The following is a 15329-nucleotide window of genomic DNA, read 5'->3' on the forward strand; positions in this document are numbered from 1 at the left end:
TGGGTCGCGTGACGCTCCCGCTGAGCACTCGTTCCGTGGGACATGGGGCGGGGAGATCTTTCGGATGAAGAGTGGGCTCGACTGGAGCCGCACTTGCCGACGAATCGCGGGCGGGGTGGACGCTGGCAATCCCACCGCCGTGTGATCAACGGGATTCTGTTCCGGCAGCGGACCGGCCTCCCCTGGCGGGACCTGCCTCCCTGCTTCGGTAGCTGGAAGACGGTTCACGATCGTCATCGCAGGTGGTCGGTGGACGGCATGTGGGAGAGGATCCTGCGGGCCGTCCAGGCCGACGCCGATGCCGAGGGCCGGATCCACTGGAGCATGGTCAGCATCGATTCCACGACCTGCCGCGCTCATCAGCACGCGGCTGGTGCCTCCACCCGTGCCCCGAAAATCCCGGGTCGGCGCAGGAGCCCGGCGCGGCACCGTCCCGATGAGGCCCTGGGACGCTCGCGAGGCGGGCTCACGAGCAAGATCCACCTTGCTGGGGAAGGTGGGTGTCGCCCGCTCGGGTTTGTCATCACGCCCGGCCAGTGGGGGGGACGCGCCGCAGATGACTCCCGTCCTGGAAGAGATCCGTGTGACCCGGCAGGCTGGTGGACGACCGCGCACTCGGCCCGACCATGTCGGGGGATATAAGGCGTACTCATCACGCCGTAATCGGCGTCACCTGCGCAGACGCCAGATCAAGCACACGATCCCCCGAGCCGAGAGACCAGCGGGCCAACCGCCGGCGCCGCGGCAGCCAAGGAGGCCGGCCCACAGGCTTCGACAAGACGATCTACCGCCGCCGCAACGAGGTCGAGCGGACCATCAACCGGCTCAAGAACTTCCGAGCCGTCGCCACGCGCTTCGACAGACGGGCGTACGTCTTCCACGGGACGGTCACCGTGGCCGCGATCCGCCTATGGCTCCGTCCGCAGTGAAACGCCTCGTTCAGAGCTTATCTGCACCTGGGTAGTGGTGGCGCAGTTCGCTGAGTAGGCGCGCGTCGACAGCCCTGACGTCCCAAGATGAGCTGTCGAACTCGGTCTACCAGGGTGAGCGGGTGTCGCGGCGTGCTTCTGGGGTCTGCTCGGGCAGAGCCGTGTTTTGGTCGGTGCGCAGCAGCATGCCCGGGTCGGGTTCGAAGTCCTCATTGGGCGGTGCCGGCTGGTGGAAACGCTCGGTGCGCGGAATGGTGACTTCCACCAGCCGGCCCTCCTGGAACATCCATAGCCCGAAGCAGTCGTCGTCCTGGTCGCGAAGCAGAACTTGCACCGTATGCGGATGCGGCCACGGCAGCGACTCCAGGTGCCTGAGCAGGCCCTTGCGGGCACGCATTTTCTCGAACTCCAGGGCCCACCCGAACTCGTAGCCCCAGTGCCCCGCTATCGGGACGAAGCGACCTCGCCACGTGCGTTCCGGGTCGTCCTGAGTCAGCGGTTCCATCACCTCGTCCGACCAGCGGGCGAGCACGATGACCTCGGCGTCTCTACTCATGCCGGAGTATGACCGCATCCGCCTGATCCACCGCAACCAAATTCCTCAACCGGCCGACGCAGGCAAGGGTGGGCGGATTGGCGACGAGCTCTCAGTCCCAGCGAGCCCGACGACGGCGCCTTCGGAGAAGCTCATCTGCGCCTATGCCACGGCCTTGATCAGCTCACACGACCCATCGGACAACCCCTAGGGGATGCCCGGCGGATCAAGGTCGGACAGGCCCTGGGTTCAACCGTCAACCGGCGAGTTGCGCGGCGCTGGGGACCTTGTCGACGACCTCGGCGCCGGCGCTCTTCCCGGCGTCCTTGACGCTGTTGATGACGGACTCGAAGGCGCCGACGTCCGCCGCGCCCACCTCGCCCTTGCGGAGCTTCGTCCCGAGGTCCTTGAGCGACTCGATCCCGGCGGTGAGCGGCACGACCGCCTTGGAGAGCAGCGGGTCGCCCTTGGCGTTGTTCACCGCCGCCTTGAGCCGGTTGTAGGTGAACGCGCCCGCGAGGCCCGCCTTCACGAGGGCGAAGGTCCGCCCGTCCGCGCCCTTCGTGAACTTGCCCGCGCGGTACGGCTTCACGATCCACTGGTACGCGGCGCCCGCGGCCAGCCCGGCGTTGGCCACGAACCGGGTCTTGGCCAGCTTCTGCTGCTCGAAGGTGCCCGTACTCGTCGGGGTCACCGCGGCGGCGCTCACGCTCTGCGTGTCGTCGCCGCCACCGCAGGCGGCCGTCGTCAGGAGCAGCACGCAGGACAGCAGCAGGGCTGCGACACCCCGGGCGGCGGGGCGGGGCGCTGATCCGGAGACGGGCACGGCTCTGGGCGCGGGCATGGGTCTGGGCACGACGGGACCTCCCTGGGGTGATGGCGTCAGCCTCACCCCGCCCCGGGACGTCCGCCACCCGGGCGACTCCGTACGGGTCCCGGCCCGGCCCTCGGCGGGGCCCCGGCCGGGAGGGCGTCTCAGCCCGCGCAGCAGTCCGGTTCGAGGCCCGTGGGAAGGCGTTCGCCGCCGAAGACGGCGACGGTCGCCTCCTCGCCGCCGAGCGCCGCCACCGCGAGCAGCAGGGAGCCCGCGGTCCAGGCCGTCTGCTCCTCCGGCCACATCGCGCGCTCGCCCTCGAAGACGTACCCCGTCCAGTACATGCCGTTCCCCGCGCGCAGGTGGCCGATGTCCTGGAGGATCGTGAGGGCCCGGTCCGACTCGCCCATCGCCCAGAGGGTGAGGGCGAGTTCGCAGGACTCGCCGCCCGTGACCCACGGGTTCGGAACCACGCACCGCACACCGAGGCCGGGCACGACGAACTCGTCCCAGGCTGCCTCGATCCGGGCCTTCGCCTCGGGGCCGGTGACCGCGCCGCCGAGGACCGGGTAGTACCAGTCCATCGAGTAGCGGGACTTGTCGAGGAAGCGCTCGGGGTGCCGGCGGATCGCGTGACCGAGCGCGCCGGTCGCCAACTCCCAGTCGGGCTGCGGCTCTTCGCGCACCTCGGCGATGGCGAGCGCGCAGCGCAGCGCCTGGTGGATGGAGGAGGAGCCGGTGAGGAGGGCGTCGTTCACGGCCTCGCCGGAGGGCTCCCGCTTCCAGCCGATCTGGCCGCCGGGCTGCTGGAGCCCGAGGACGAACTCGACGGCCGCGTAGACGGCGGGCCACATGCGGTCGAGGAAGGCGTCGTCGCCGGTGGACAGGTAGTGGTGCCAGACGCCGACGGCGATGTACGCGACGAAGTTGGACTCCCGGCTCCGGTCGGTGACGTCGGTCGGGTCGCCGTCGTGGTAGGCCGCGTACCAGGAGCCGTCCGCGTTCTGGTGGCGGGCGAGCCACGCGTAGGCGCGGTCCGCGGCGGCGTGCTCGCCGGCCGCGTCGAGCGCCATGGCGGCCTCGGTGTGGTCCCACGGGTCGAGGTGGTGGCCACGGAACCACGGGATGGCCCCGTCCTCGCGCTGGACCGCAAGTATCCCGGTGACGGTCTCGGCGGCCTGCTCGGCGGTGAGCACCCCGGACAGGACGAGGTGCTCGGCGATCCGCTCGGGGCTCGTCACTTGGCCGCGTCCACGGCGTCGGCGCCGGCTTCGGCTTCGGCTTCGGCTTCGGCTTCGGCTTCGGCTTCGGCGCCGGCTTCCGCTTCGGTCTTCGGGAGGTGGGGCTTGGTCGCGTACGCCACGAAGCTCTTGCCGACGACCGGGTTGAGCAGCTGCTCGGTGACCCGGGTCAGAGCGGGCTTCTTCATGATGTCCCAGACGAGGAGCTTGTGGTACGCGCGGACCGGCAGCGCCTTGTCGTTGTCGACGCCGAAGGCGCACTTCAGCCACCAGTACGGCGCGTGCAGGGCGTGCGCGTGGTGGGTGCCGTACGGCTTGAGGCCGGCCTGCCGGATCTTGCCCAGGAGCTCGTCGGCCTTGTAGATGCGGATGTGGCCGCCCTCGACCTCGTGGTACGCGTCGGAGAGCGCCCAGCAGATCTTCTCGGGGCCGTAGCGGGGCACGGTGATCGCGATCCGGCCGCCCGGCTTGAGGACGCGGACCATCTCGGCGAGCACGCCCTTGTCGTCCGGGATGTGCTCCATGACCTCGGAGATGATGACGACGTCGAAGGACTCGTCGGGGAACGGCAGGTTGAGGGCGTCGCCCTCCATCGCGGTGGCGGTCGCCCCGGCGGGGGCCTCCCCGGCCTCCTTCATCGCCGCGAACCACTTGGCGACCTCGCGGATCTCCTCGCCGTTCTGGTCGAGGGCCACGACCTGGGCGCCGCGCCGGTAGCACTCGAAGGCGTGCCGGCCCGCACCGCAGCCCAGATCGAGCACGCGGTCGCCGGGGGCGAGCGGGAAGCGGGTGAAGTCGACGGTCAGCACGAGATCCTGCTTTCGCGATGGGAGGGTGATGGTGGGCAGGCACCGCCGCTGGGTTGTGGGCAGTCGTTCCGCAGGGCGGAACGGGTGGGCACAACCCACCCACCGGGCCGCACCCCGCGACGACAGCGAGGCGTCATCGGCGGGCCCCGGCGCGTTGGCGGGCAACCGCCTCGCGGTACAGCTCGGCCGTCCCCTGCGCGGCGCGCGCCCAGGTGAAGCGCTCCAGGACCCGCACGCGCCCCGCGGCACCGAGGCGGGCCCGCAGCTCCGCGTCGCCCAGGACCCGCCCGAGCGCCGCCGCCAGCGCGCCCGCGTCGCCCGGCGGCACCGCGAGGCAGGTCTCGCCGTCGGCGCCCGCGACCTCGGGGATCGCGCCGCCGGTGGTGGCGACGAGCGGCGTCCCGGTGGCCATGGCCTCGGCGGCGGGCAGTGAGAAGCCCTCGTACAGCGAGGGCACGCAGGAGACCTGGGCGGAGCGCACGAGGTCGACGAGCTCGGCGTCGCTGATGCCCTTGACGAATTCGACGGCGCCATCGAGCCCGTACCGCTCGATGGCCTGGGCGACGGGGCCGTCCTCGGCGCGCTTGCCGACGACGACGAGGTGGGCGTCGGGGCGCTCGGTGCGGAGCTTCGCGAGCGCCTCGATCAGGTGGATCAGACCCTTGAGGGGGACGTCGGCGCTGGAGGTGGTGACGATCCGGCCGGGGATCTCGGCGACGGCCGGGTCCGGGGACCAGAGCGTGGTGTCGGCGCCGATGTGGACGACCCGGATGCGGTCCTCGCGTACGCCGAGGTGCTCGACGATCTCCTGGCGGGAGGTGCCGGAGACGGTGAGCACGGACGGCATCCGGCGGGCGACGCGCTTCTGCATGCGGGTGAAGGCGTACCAGCGGCGGACGGAGGCGCGGCGCTTCCAGTCGGCGGCGGCGTCGAGTTCGAGCTGCCGGTCGACGGTGATGGGGTGGTGGATCGTGGTGACGAGCGGGGCGCCCAGGGCCCGGGGGCCGCCGAGGAGGCCGTAGCCGAGGGTCTGGTTGTCGTGGACGACGTCGAAGTCGCCGCGGCGGGCGGCGAGCATGCGCCGGGCCCGCAGGGAGAAGGTGAGCGGCTCGGGGAAGCCGCCGGTCCACATGGTGGCGACTTCGAGGCCGTCGATCCAGTCCCGGTACTCGTCGCGCTTCGGGGTCCGGAAGGGGTCCGGCGAGCGGTAGAGGTCGAGGCTGGCGATCTCGGTGAGCGGCACGCCCTCGTCGAGCGTGGGGTACGGCTGCGAGCCGATGACCTCGACGGTGTGGCCGAGGCGGGCGAGCTCACGGGAGAGGTGGCGGACGTAGACGCCCTGGCCGCCGCAGAACGGGTTCCCCTTGTACGTGAGGAGGGCGATCCGCAACGGGAGGCCACCGTCCGCGGTGACGCCCTGTCGGGGGCTTGCCGGGCTTGCCTCTATGGCTTCCGCGGTCATGCGCGACCCCCTTCGAGCGTGCGTTTCGCCGGAGCGTAACCGCTCGCGCTAATCTAGAACAAGTTACAGACTTGATCGTTCTCGATCTTCTCGACCGATCCACCCGGTCGCTTCTTGATCGCTCCTTGAACGATCAAGGATCGATCAAGGAGGACAGAATCTACCGGCAGGTAGCTCCGTGGTGAGAGCCGGAACAGGTGATTCGCGCCACGACGGCCGGAACGCCATACTGTCGCTCCCCACCGCCGCTCCCCACCGCACGGAACGGGACCTCATGACCGCAGACAACAGAGCGGACCTCAGCCCCTCGTCGGCGCCCCTCACGGAGCGCCAGGAGGCGCGACGCCGCCGCATCCTGGAAGCCAGCGCCCAGCTCGCGGCGCGCGGCGGCTTCGACGCGGTGCAGATGCGGGAGGTCGCCGAGGCCGCCGGGGTGGCCCTGGGCACGCTGTACCGCTACTTCCCGTCGAAGGTCCACCTGCTGGTCGCGACGATGCAGGACCAGCTCCAGCACATGCACACCACCCTGCGGAAGCGGCCGCCCTCGGGCGCCGACCCGGCGGAGCGGGTCGCGGAGACCCTGATGCGGGCCTTCCGGGCGCTCCAGCGGGAACCGCAGCTCGCCGACGCGATGGTCCGGGCGCTGACCTTCGCGGACCGCGGGGTGAGCGCCGAGGTCGACACCGTCTCGCGGCTGACGACCGCGATCATCCTGGACGCGATGGGGGCGGAGCACCCGACCCCGCGCCAGCTCTCGGCGGTGCGGGTGATCGAGCACACCTGGCACTCGGCGCTGATCACGTGGCTGTCCGGGCGCGCGTCGATCGCCCAGGTGAAGATCGACATCGAGACGGTCTGCCGCCTGATCGACCTCGTGGAGCCGGAACCCCGCCGAGGAGGACCGCCCGCGCCCGCCGGGAGGGCGGGCGCGGGCGGGTGACAGGCGAGTGACGGTCGAGGGGGCGTCTCGCCGCCCTCGACCGCCGGGACTCCTACTTCCCCAGCTCGGTCACGTAGAGGTCGGTGCACTTCGGGGTCTCCAGGACGCCGGCGAACGCCACCATCTTGATCCCTTCGCCCAGGTCGGACCCGGCCCTGACCGTCCAGTCGCCCTTCGTCAGGATCTGCACGTCCGCGGTGCCCTTCCGCGAGGTCTCCCCCTTGGCCCAACCGGCCTTGACCAGGCCCGCGAGGGTGTCCGCGTAGGCCTTCTTGGGATCGGCCTCCCTGCCGGGCTCGTCCGCCGCCCAGTTGATCATGCACTCCTTGAGCTTCGGCTTGACCGTGTCGAACGAGGCCTTGGTGAACCCGGCCGCACCCGCGGCCGCCCCGATCTCCTTGTCGACCTGGGCGGCGGTCAGCGACACGCCCGATCCACCCTTGCCCGCGCCGTCGCCCTCGCCGCCACAGCCCCCGACGAGCAGCACCACTCCGGTGGCCACGGCCACCATCCCCACCTTGCGCACAGCATTCCCCCCACACGCACGAAGGCCCTTCGCCCCCGTTTTCAAGGGCACAGTTTTGCACGCGGGAATGACGGTGCGTCACGAACCGGGCGCGCGTCAGCCCCCGGTGCCCTCTTCCTCCCCGGTGAGGAGGTCCATCTCCCGCTCGCTGAACCGACTCATGCACGCGTCCTCCGTCGCCTGGAAGGAGACCATGTCCATCGCCATCGTCTTCGGGGCGTGATGGCGGGCGAACAGCGTCCAGCCGCTCTTCTCGAGCGTGACGCCGACCGAGGTCCCCCCCTTGTCGTCAAGCTTCTCCACCTGCCGGTTCCCGGCTGTCCAGCCCTCCTTGACGAGGGCGGCGACCGTCCGGTCGTACTTCCCCCGCGCCCCCTCCACCACGGGCCCGACGTACTGCCAGGCGGCCGTGCAGGCGACGGCGCGCTGGGCGATCCGGTCCCGCTCCGCAGTGGGCGTGGCCGTCGGGGTCACGGCGCCCGGCTCGGGCAGCTCGGACTTCGGCAGTCCCGCCCCGGCCACGGCCGCACGGATCTCCTCCTGCGCCGCCTCACGCCCGAAGCCCCCGGACCCGGCCCCCTCCGCACCGCACCCGGCGCCGAACAGCACCGCCGCCAGCACGCCCGCGACCGCCGCCATGTCTCTCGTACGCATGGTCAGCCCACCGGGTTCTCGTCGAGGCCGGCCTTCTTCGCGCAGGCGACGTCGAAGGCCATCGCCTTGACCTCACCCTGCCCGGTTCCGGCGCGGTACTCCGTCGTCACGCTCCAGCCGCGCTGCTCCAGGACGGTCTGGACGTCGATGACCGTACGGGCCTCGTCCTCGGCCCTGCGCTCCTTCCGCCGCCCGGACTGCTCCCAGCCGCGCTCCTCCAACTCGCGCACCAGCGCCTCGTACTGCGGGACGCCCGCGGGGGCGCCCTCCGCGCCGTAGCCCATGTACGCGATCACGCAGCCCTTGCCGCGGCCGCGGTCCGCCATGGCGGCCCAGTCCGGGTCGGCGGGCGGCGTGCCCGCGTCCACCACCGAGCTGTCGATGTCCGCCTGCACCACGGCCTTGGTGAGCGGTCCCGTCCCTGTCGGCCGGGGGGCGACGGACGTCGGGCCCGCCGCTCCCGTACCGTTCGCGTTCCCACCGCACCCCGTGACGCCGACGGCCTTGGCCATGGTCAAGGCCACGACGGCGGCCCCCCTCTTCCCGTGCACAGTCGTCCCCTCCCAGATCACCGGGCTGGACGCCCCGTGATCGAGGAAGCAGTGTGCCACGGGGCGGAGCGGCTACTCCTCCGGCGGATAGACCGGTTCGCCGCCGTCCGCGAGGGTGATCAGGATGGCTTCCACCGGGCAGCCCTCGGCCGCCGCGAGCAACGCCTCTCCCGCGTCCAGCTCCGGTTCCGCCGGATGGGACTGCCGGGCCGTGTCGAGACGGAAGGAGGCCGGGGCGTGGTTGACGCACATACCGGAGCCGATGCAGACGCTCCGGTCGACCTCGACGTTCCAGCGGTCCCCCATCACTCCCCCGCCGGGCCCTCGTAGCCACCCGGGAGGTGGATCATCTTGTGCTCCAGGTACTCGCCGAAGCCCTCGGGCCCGAACTCCCGGCCCAGGCCGGAGTTCTTGTAGCCGCCGAAGGGGCCGAGCATGTCCAGGCTGAAGGTGTTGACGTTGAAGGTGCCGGTGCGCACGCTCCGGGCGAAGTCGATGCCGTGCTCCACGTCGCCGGTCCAGACGCTGCCGCTGAGCCCGAAGTCGGAGTCGTTGGCGATCCGGAGGGCCTCGGCCTCGTCCCCGTACGGCAGGAGGCAGATGACCGGGCCGAAGATCTCCTCGCGGGCGATCCGCATGGAGTTGTCGACACCGCCGAAGAGGGTCGGCTCGACGTACCAGCCGCGGTCCAGGCCGGCCGGACGCCCGCCGCCCGCGAGGACCTTGGCGCCCTCGGCCTGGCCGATGCCGATGTAGTCGAGGGAGCGCTGCTGCTGGCGCCGGGCGACGAGCGGACCGACCTGGGTGGCGGGGTCGAGCGGGTCGCCGACGACGAGCGCGCCGGCCGCCGCCGCGAAGGCCTCGGCGATCTCCTCGTAACGGGAGCGCGGGGCGAGGATGCGGGTCTGGGCCACACACGCCTGGCCGTTGTTCATCCAGGCGGCGGGAACGACCCCGGCGACGGTGGCGTCCAGGTCCGCGTCGGGCAGGATCACCGCGGCCGACTTGCCGCCGAGTTCGAGGGTGACCCGGGTGAGGTTGCGGGAGGCGACCTCCATGACCCGCTTGCCGGCCCCGACGGAACCGGTGAAGGAGACCTTGTCGACGCCGGGGTGACCGACGAGGTACTCGCTGACCTCGCGGTCGGCGGGCAGGATGCTGAGCACGCCCTCGGGCAGCCCGGCCTCGGTGGCGATCTCGGCGAGGATGTACGAGTCGAGGGGCGACTCCGGCGAGGGCTTGAGGACCACCGTGCAGCCGGCGAGCAGCGCCGGCCCCAGCTTGGCGGCGGCGGTGAACTGCGGCACGTTCCACGGGATGACGGCCGCGACCACGCCCACCGGCTCGCGCCGGACGAGCAGCGGCCCGAGCACGCCGCCGCGCCGCTCCTCGAAGGGGTAGTCCCGGGCGACGGTGATCGCCGCGTCCCAGACCATCATCGCGCCGAGCGCCTGGGCGAGGACGGACCAGGAGTACGGGGAGCCGTTCTGCGAGCTGATGGAGCGGGCGATCTCCTCGTAGCGGGCGGCGATCGCGTCCTTGATACGGGTGACGACCGCGATCCGCTCCTCCACCGACATCCGGGGCCAGGGCCCCTCGTCGAAGGCCCGGCGGGCGGCGGCGACGGCCCGGTCGACATCGGCCTCCGAGGCGTGCGGGACGCGCCCGATGACCTCCTCGGTGTGCGGCGAGATCACCTCGATGACCCCGTCGCCGAGCGGATCGGTCAACGCCCCGCCGATGAACAGCTTTCCGTGCTCCACAAGCTCGGTCATGACCGCGGCCTCCCGAGGAGATGAACTTATCTGACGATGCCTCAGAACTGATACCAGTTCTAGTTATCGCGGGCAATGCCCCGGACAGCGGGACGCTCCACCTGGGCCCCTGGCGACTGACCTGCCACCACGGCGTGCGGGACGACGGCAGACGGGGTGGCAGCCGGGGCGAGCTGCGACGGAGGCAGTCGATACCGTGCAGCTCTCGGACGGACAACGACAAGGAGCGGCATGGGCAAGAACGCACCGGTGACGATCGAGCTGGTGCCTCGGAGCTGACCTGACGTGCCCTTCACGTGCCCGATCAGGCGGGAGATCCCGTGGGCTTCCAGCACTTCGACGTAGCGCTGGACCTTCGCCCCCAGGACAGACTCGGGCAGTGTGCGCGCGGCCGGCGCTGGCAGGTCACTCTTGGCCATCGGCGGTGCCTGAACGTCGGTTAGGTCCCGGGCTTGCCCCGGGCCGCCCCCGGACAGAGTCAGGGATGCAGCCGCACTGCAGAGCTGGACACCTCGGAAGCCGACCGCGCGCAAGCGGACTCTAACCAGCGGTACCGACAACGGCCGTCGCGCGGCCAGGCGCCGCCGGTCCGGGCCGTCCGTGGGCCGTGCGAGGGGGCTCGGCAACGGCCGACGACGACCCACCACGACAGCGCGATCGCAGGTCGGCGTCGCCCCGTAGGCCGGTCGGCGTCGCCCCGTAGGCCGGTCGGCATCGCCGTCGTCGGCGCCTCCGGCGGAGCCGCGAGGAGTCAACCTGGCGGCGATCCGGGTGACGGCCTCCGACCTGCCGCTTCCGGGCCGGACGCGGGCGACGCCACCAGGATGGACCCCCAAGCAGGAGGGTCGCCCGACGGTGGGACCCGTCAAGAGGAGCCGTACCGCGTCATGAAGGACTTCCCCTCGATCCCCACCGCTCCCCGCGCGCTCCCCCTGATCGGGCACGTCGTGCCGCTGCTGCGGGACCCGCTGGCGTTCCTGAACTCGCTGCCCGCCCACGGCGAGCTGGTCCGCATCCGGCTCGGCCCCCTCGCCGTCGTCGTGGTCTGCGATCCGGAACTGACCCGGCAAGTCCTGCTGGACGACCGCGTCTTCGACAAGGGCGGCCCGCTGTACGACCGCCTGCGCGAAGTGATCGGCGACGGCGTGGTCTCCTGCCGGCATCAGGCCCATCGCCGACTGCGGCGGCTGTCCCAGCCCGCCTTCCACCAGGCCCGGCTCCCGGACTACGCACGGGCCATGACCACCTGCGTCCAGGAGACGACCGACTCCTGGAGTCCCGGCCAAGTCCTCGACGTACCCGCCGAGATGATGACGACCAGCTCCAGGATCATCACCGCCACGCTGTTCTCCGACACCCTGCCCTCGACCGCGCACGGCCGGCTCGTCAGCGACGTCACCACCGTGGTCAAGAGCCTCTACCAGCGGATGTTCCTGATCCCGCCGCTGGACCGTCTGCCCACCCCCGGCAATCGCGCCCACCTCGCCGCCCGCGCCCGCCTCCACGACACCGTGGAGCGCATCATCGCCCAGCGCCGCGCCGACGGCGCCGACCACGGCGACCTGCTCTCGGCCCTGGTGGCGGCCCACGACCCCGAGGACGACCGCCCCGGCATGACCGGCGCCGAGATCAGCGACACGATCGTCTCCTTCATCCTGGCCGGCATCGAGAGCACCGCCGCCACGCTGTCCTCGGCACTCGATCTGCTGGCCCGCCACCCCGAAGTCGAGCGGCGGGTGCACGCCGAGGTCGACACCGCCCTGCGCGGCGCGCCGGCCACCCACGCCGACCTGCCGCGCCTGCCACTGACCGAGCGCGTCATCACCGAGACCCTCCGGCTGCGCCCGCCCGGCTGGTTCTTCACCCGCGCGGTCACCGCCGACACGCACCTCGGCGGGCACCTCCTGCAGGCCGGGACCAGCGTCGCCTACAGCCCGTACCTCATCCACCACCGGCCCGACCTCTACCCCGATCCCGAAGCCTTCGCCCCCGACCGCTGGGCCTCCCCGCACCCCCGACCGCCACGCCACGCCTTCCTGCCCTTCGCCGCGGGCGCCCGCAAATGCATCGGCGACTCCTTCAGCATGGTCGAGGCCACCCTCGCCCTCGCGACCATCGCCTCCCGATGGCACCTGGAACACGTGCCGGGCCACCGGGGCCGCCTCGCCGCCGCCGTGACGCTCGAACTCCGCGACCTGCGCATGCGGGTACGGCCACGCACCGCGATGCCCGCGTCGACCGTCCGATCGCAGGTCGGAGACGGAAGGAAGTCCTTTCCCCCAGACCGAAGCTGACGTACCGTCAGTTCTCGTTAGGATGAGAGATGGCCGAGCAAGCTCCGTACGGTCTTGGAGAGATGAGGGCACATGACCCAGGTGACCGAGCACGGCGGAGGCGTCTGGTCCCTACGGGTCCCCATCCCGGACAATCCGCTCGGCCACACCCTGGTCCACGTCCTCGACACCGACCGCGGACCGGTCCTCGTCGACACCGGCTGGGACGACCCGGCTTCCTGGAGCGAACTCACCGACGGACTGAACGCGTTGGGGCTCTCCGTGAAGGACGTCCACGGGGTCGTCATCACCCATCACCACCCCGACCACCACGGCCTCTCCGGCCGGGTCCGTGACGAGTCCGGGGCCTGGATCGCCATGCACGCGGCCGACACCGCCGTCGTCCGCCGCACCCGTGACGCCGAACCCGGCACCTGGCTCGACTACATGGTCCACAAGCTGACCGCCGTCGGCGCGCCCGAGGAGCACGTCGCCCCCCTGCGGGCCGCCCGCGCCTCCGGCCGGATGCGGACCCTGCCCGGTCTCGGCTCCGCCCTCCCCGACCGCGAGATCGTCCCCGGCGAGCTCCTCGACCTGGCCGGCCGGCGGCTGCGCGCGATCTGGACCCCCGGCCACACCCCCGGCCACGTCTGCCTCCACCTGGAGGAGGAGCACCCCTCCCGGCTGCCGGGCCACGGCCGGCTCTTCTCCGGTGACCACCTGCTTCCCGGGATCTCCCCGCACATCGGGCTGTACGAGAACCCGGGCGAGCTCCACGAGACCGACCCCCTCGGCGACTACCTCGACTCGCTCGAACGCATCGGCCGACTCGGCGTCGCCGAGGTCCTCCCCGCCCATCAGTACGCCTTCGCCGACGCCAAGGGCCGCATCGACGAGCTCCTCGTCCACCACGAGGAACGGCTCACCGGACTCCTCGCCCTGATCGCCACCCCGCTCACCCCCTGGCAGCTGGCCGAGCGGATGGAGTGGAACCGGCCCTGGGCGGAGATCCCCCACGGCTCCCGCAACATCGCCGTCAGCGAGGCCGAGGCCCACGTCCGCCGTCTGGTGAAGCTCGGCCGCGCGGAGGCGGTGACGGGTACGGACCCGGTGACGTACGTCGCGGTGTGAGCCTCCGCTGCCCTACGGGTGCGAGCCTCCCCCGCCCTGCCGGTGCGAGGCGCCCCCTCCCTGCGGATGTGAGCCTCCCCCGTCCTGCGGATGTGAGGCGCCCGGACCTGCGGGTGTGAGCCTCCCCGGCCCGCGGATGTGAGGCGCCTCGCACCCCCGGGGCGGCGCGCGTACGGGCCGGTAGAGTGGGCGGGTCGTCATCATGCCCGTACGGGGGGAAGCCGGTGCGAGTCCGGCACTGACCCCGCAACCGTGAGCCGCTCCCCCGGGAGCGGCGAGTCGGAATGCCCCGTCCGGGACGTGACCGCCGGCACCGTCGAGGAATACGGAGCCGGAGCCTGGTGCCCCTGAGGCGTGCCGGTGCCCGGCCGCAGGAGAGGGCCCCATGAACACCGTCCGCCGCGGCGCCGCCGCGCTCGCCGCCGCCGCAGTCGTACTCGGCACCGGAGCAGCTCTTCCGGCCGCCGCCACGCCCTCCCCTTCCGCCTCGGCCGGCACGGCCCCGGTCGGTCCGTACGGCACGTCGGACCCGACCTACGACGGCGTCTGGCGCCAGTCGCTCGCCTTCCTCGCCCAGCGCGGAACCGGCTTCCAGCCCGCCGACCAGTCCGTGGACTGGCTCCTCGGCCAGCAGTGCGCCGACGGCTCCTTCAGCTCGTACCGCGCGGACGCCACGAAGCCCTGTGACGCGAAGACGATGCGGGACACCAACGCCACCGCCCTCGCCGTCCAGGCACTCGCCGCCGTCCGCCGCCAGTACGCCGACCCCGAGAAGGTCACCACGGCCGTCGACGCCGGCACCGACTGGCTGCGGAGCGCGCAGAACAAGGACGGCGGCTGGGGCTACACCCCCGGCGGCGGCCCCAGCGACGCCAACTCCACCTCGGTGATCATCGGCGCCCTCGCCGCGGCCGGCGTCAAGCCCGTCGAGTTCACCTCCGCCGAGGGCCGCACCCCCTACGACGCGCTCCTCACCTTCGCGCTGCCCTGCTCGGACAAGGACGGCGCCGGAGCCTTCGCGTACCAGCCGGACAAGAACGGCACGCTGCTCGCCAACGCGGACGCCACCGCCGCCGCCACCCTCGCCGGGCTCGGCAAGAGCATCGTCTCCAGCAAGGCCCGCCCCGCCCAGCCGCCGACCTGCGAGGACCCGGCCAAGCCGACCGCCGACCGGGCCGCCCTCAACGGCGCCTCCTACCTGGCGAAGGCCCTCGCGACGACCGGCCACCTCATGGCCCCGCCGATGCCCGGCGCCACCGACACGACGGCGAAGCCGGACATCGGCAACACCGCCGACGCGGTCGTGGCGCTCGCCGCGGCCGGCGCCTCCAAGGAGGCCGAGCCGGCGCTGGAGTGGCTGGAGACGAACTCCGCCTCCTGGGCGAAGGAGAGCGGCCCCGCCGCCTACGCGCAGCTGATCCTGGCCGCCCGCGCGATGGACACCGACCCGCGCGAGTTCGGCACCGCCGACCTCGTCGAGCAGCTCAACGCCCTGGGCCCGGCGCCCAAGACCCCGGACACCTCCACCGCCTCCACGAGTGAGGACGAGGGGGGCTTCGACGTCTGGTGGATCATCGGCATCGGCATGGTCGTCGGCGTCGGCATCGGCTTCCTCGTGAGCGGCCGCAAGAAGTGACGACGGTCGGGACGACGGCGGTCGAGACGACGGCGGTACGGACGACAGCAGTA

14 protein-coding genes, 1 pseudogene and 1 riboswitch are annotated in these 15329 nt (G+C 72.0%); of the genes and pseudogenes, 5 read left to right on the forward strand and 10 right to left on the reverse strand.

What is annotated here, in order from left to right; genetic code table 11:
- Positions 1-42: 42 nt before the first annotated feature.
- Positions 43-929, forward strand: a pseudogene (locus OG580_RS10235) (IS5 family transposase).
- 106 nt (positions 930-1035) lie between these two features.
- Here OG580_RS10235 and OG580_RS10240 read toward each other — a convergent pair.
- From OG580_RS10240 to OG580_RS10260, 5 genes are all read right to left on the reverse strand, one after another.
- Positions 1036-1485 carry a hypothetical protein gene (locus OG580_RS10240; RefSeq protein ID WP_030556548.1) on the reverse strand — a complete coding sequence of 150 codons (450 nt, stop codon included), beginning with the start codon at positions 1483-1485 and terminating at the stop codon, positions 1036-1038.
- A 235-nt stretch (positions 1486-1720) separates the two neighbouring features.
- Entirely contained in the window at positions 1721-2308 is a 588-nt protein-coding gene (locus OG580_RS10245) for a hypothetical protein (RefSeq protein WP_267047956.1), read from the reverse strand.
- 131 nt (positions 2309-2439) lie between these two features.
- Positions 2440-3519: a prenyltransferase gene (locus tag OG580_RS10250; protein WP_267043337.1), complete on the reverse strand. Its 1080-nt coding sequence runs from the start codon at positions 3517-3519 to the stop codon at positions 2440-2442.
- Positions 3516-4328 (reverse strand): class I SAM-dependent methyltransferase, encoded by an 813-nt coding sequence (locus OG580_RS10255; RefSeq protein WP_267043338.1) that lies wholly within the window; start codon positions 4326-4328, stop codon positions 3516-3518. The genes OG580_RS10250 and OG580_RS10255 overlap by 4 nt, the downstream gene beginning before the upstream one ends.
- A 133-nt stretch (positions 4329-4461) precedes the next feature.
- On the reverse strand, positions 4462-5790 hold the full coding sequence (locus OG580_RS10260) for a glycosyltransferase family 4 protein (RefSeq protein WP_267043339.1): 1329 nt from the start codon (positions 5788-5790) through the stop codon (positions 4462-4464).
- A gap of 274 nt (positions 5791-6064) precedes the next feature.
- Between OG580_RS10260 and OG580_RS10265 the strand changes: the two genes are divergently transcribed.
- Positions 6065-6730 carry a TetR family transcriptional regulator gene (locus tag OG580_RS10265; RefSeq protein WP_267043340.1) on the forward strand — a complete coding sequence of 222 codons (666 nt, stop codon included), beginning with the start codon at positions 6065-6067 and terminating at the stop codon, positions 6728-6730.
- Positions 6731-6782: 52 nt separating this feature from the next.
- Here OG580_RS10265 and OG580_RS10270 read toward each other — a convergent pair whose 3' ends face one another.
- From OG580_RS10270 to OG580_RS10290, 5 genes are all read right to left on the reverse strand, one after another.
- Positions 6783-7232 carry a hypothetical protein gene (locus tag OG580_RS10270; RefSeq protein ID WP_267043341.1) on the reverse strand — a complete coding sequence of 150 codons (450 nt, stop codon included), beginning with the start codon at positions 7230-7232 and terminating at the stop codon, positions 6783-6785.
- 120 nt (positions 7233-7352) lie between these two features.
- Positions 7353-7910 carry a hypothetical protein gene (locus OG580_RS10275; protein ID WP_267043342.1) on the reverse strand — a complete coding sequence of 186 codons (558 nt, stop codon included), beginning with the start codon at positions 7908-7910 and terminating at the stop codon, positions 7353-7355.
- A gap of 2 nt (positions 7911-7912) precedes the next feature.
- Complete coding sequence (locus OG580_RS10280) at positions 7913-8434, reverse strand: hypothetical protein (protein WP_267043343.1); 522 nt, start codon at positions 8432-8434, stop codon at positions 7913-7915.
- A gap of 99 nt (positions 8435-8533) precedes the next feature.
- Positions 8534-8767, reverse strand: a complete 234-nt coding sequence (locus tag OG580_RS10285) for a ferredoxin (RefSeq protein ID WP_267043344.1) — start codon at positions 8765-8767, stop codon at positions 8534-8536.
- Positions 8767-10236: an aldehyde dehydrogenase gene (locus tag OG580_RS10290; protein ID WP_267043345.1), complete on the reverse strand. Its 1470-nt coding sequence runs from the start codon at positions 10234-10236 to the stop codon at positions 8767-8769. Before OG580_RS10290 ends, OG580_RS10285 begins: the two co-directional genes overlap by 1 nt.
- An 887-nt stretch (positions 10237-11123) precedes the next feature.
- Between OG580_RS10290 and OG580_RS10295 the strand changes: the two genes are divergently transcribed.
- The 3 genes from OG580_RS10295 (at position 11124) to OG580_RS10305 (ending at position 15276) form a co-directional block, all read left to right on the forward strand.
- A complete protein-coding gene (locus tag OG580_RS10295) occupies positions 11124-12530 on the forward strand; it encodes a cytochrome P450 (protein ID WP_267043346.1) in 1407 nt (468 codons plus the stop codon).
- Between the two features lie 72 nt (positions 12531-12602).
- Positions 12603-13640 carry an MBL fold metallo-hydrolase gene (locus OG580_RS10300; protein WP_267043347.1) on the forward strand — a complete coding sequence of 346 codons (1038 nt, stop codon included), beginning with the start codon at positions 12603-12605 and terminating at the stop codon, positions 13638-13640.
- Between the two features lie 214 nt (positions 13641-13854).
- Positions 13855-13930: riboswitch (cobalamin riboswitch) on the forward strand.
- Positions 13931-14025: 95 nt separating this feature from the next.
- Positions 14026-15276 carry a prenyltransferase/squalene oxidase repeat-containing protein gene (locus OG580_RS10305; protein ID WP_267043348.1) on the forward strand — a complete coding sequence of 417 codons (1251 nt, stop codon included), beginning with the start codon at positions 14026-14028 and terminating at the stop codon, positions 15274-15276.
- Positions 15277-15329: the final 53 nt, after the last annotated feature.

Source organism: Streptomyces sp. NBC_00094 (assembly GCF_026343125.1).
GTDB lineage: Bacteria > Actinomycetota > Actinomycetes > Streptomycetales > Streptomycetaceae > Streptomyces.

Bases quoted from the DNA above. Each gene is read 5' to 3' on its own strand.
- OG580_RS10240 (WP_030556548.1), bottom strand. From the start codon at position 1,485: ATGAGTAGAGACGCCGAGGTCATCGTGCTCGCCCGCTGGTCGGACGAG.
- OG580_RS10245 (WP_267047956.1), bottom strand. From the start codon at position 2,308: ATGCCCGCGCCCAGAGCCGTGCCCGTCTCCGGATCAGCGCCCCGCCCC.
- OG580_RS10260 (WP_267043339.1), bottom strand. From the start codon at position 5,790: ATGACCGCGGAAGCCATAGAGGCAAGCCCGGCAAGCCCCCGACAGGGC.
- OG580_RS10265 (WP_267043340.1), top strand. From the start codon at position 6,065: ATGACCGCAGACAACAGAGCGGACCTCAGCCCCTCGTCGGCGCCCCTC.
- OG580_RS10275 (WP_267043342.1), bottom strand. From the start codon at position 7,910: ATGCGTACGAGAGACATGGCGGCGGTCGCGGGCGTGCTGGCGGCGGTG.
- OG580_RS10285 (WP_267043344.1), bottom strand. From the start codon at position 8,767: ATGGGGGACCGCTGGAACGTCGAGGTCGACCGGAGCGTCTGCATCGGC.
- OG580_RS10290 (WP_267043345.1), bottom strand. From the start codon at position 10,236: ATGACCGAGCTTGTGGAGCACGGAAAGCTGTTCATCGGCGGGGCGTTG.
- OG580_RS10295 (WP_267043346.1), top strand. From the start codon at position 11,124: ATGAAGGACTTCCCCTCGATCCCCACCGCTCCCCGCGCGCTCCCCCTG.
- OG580_RS10300 (WP_267043347.1), top strand. From the start codon at position 12,603: ATGACCCAGGTGACCGAGCACGGCGGAGGCGTCTGGTCCCTACGGGTC.
- OG580_RS10305 (WP_267043348.1), top strand. From the start codon at position 14,026: ATGAACACCGTCCGCCGCGGCGCCGCCGCGCTCGCCGCCGCCGCAGTC.